A 683-nucleotide genomic window follows, 5' to 3' on the forward strand; every position below is an offset into this window, starting at 1 on the left:
ATGCCCGGGTGGTGGAATTGGTAGACACAAGGGATTTAAAATCCCTCGTCAGTAATGACGTGCCGGTTCAAGTCCGGCCCCGGGCACCATTGATTGTAGAATCAATTTGATGCGAGTATAGCTCAGCTGGTAGAGCGCGACCTTGCCAAGGTCGAGGTCACGAGTTCGAACCTCGTTACTCGCTCCAAATTGGTTTTTGCTGCAACGTAAAAACCCGATGCCCGGGTGGTGGAATTGGTAGACACAAGGGATTTAAAATCCCTCGCTAGTAATAGCGTGCCGGTTCAAGTCCGGCCCCGGGCACCACTTACTTGAGTTAAGCCTCACAAAAAGCCATTAGCAGCGAGTATAGTGCAACTGCTCGAAGTAACGTTTGGTTACTAAGCTAAAAAACGGTTGAAATGGAATGCGAGTATAGCTCAGCTGGTAGAGCGCGACCTTGCCAAGGTCGAGGTCACGAGTTCGAACCTCGTTACTCGCTCCAACTTCTTATGAAGACATTGGCGGAATGGCAGAGTGGCCATGCAGCGGATTGCAAATCCGTCTACCTCGGTTCGACTCCGGGTTCCGCCTCCATTATCGAAAGATAATACTCTCCACATGCGAAAGCAGCCCGATGCCCGGGTGGTGGAATTGGTAGACACAAGGGATTTAAAATCCCTCGTCAGTAATGACGTGCCGGT

General features: G+C 51.0%; 5 tRNA genes. All 5 read left to right on the forward strand.

Going from position 1 to position 683, the window contains the following annotated elements:
- The first annotated feature begins 2 nt into the window (after positions 1 to 2).
- Positions 3 to 89 (forward strand) — tRNA-Leu (locus tag AN214_RS21805).
- A gap of 22 nt (positions 90 to 111) precedes the next feature.
- Positions 112 to 187, forward strand: a tRNA-Gly gene (locus AN214_RS21810).
- A 32-nt stretch (positions 188 to 219) separates the two neighbouring features.
- Positions 220 to 306 (forward strand) — tRNA-Leu (locus tag AN214_RS21815).
- Between the two features lie 102 nt (positions 307 to 408).
- Positions 409 to 484: transfer RNA gene (locus AN214_RS21820), tRNA-Gly, on the forward strand.
- A gap of 18 nt (positions 485 to 502) precedes the next feature.
- A tRNA-Cys gene (locus AN214_RS21825) sits at positions 503 to 576 on the forward strand.
- Positions 577 to 683 lie beyond the last annotated feature (107 nt).

This window comes from Pseudoalteromonas sp. P1-9 (assembly GCF_001399975.1).
Classification (GTDB): Bacteria; Pseudomonadota; Gammaproteobacteria; order Enterobacterales; family Alteromonadaceae; genus Pseudoalteromonas.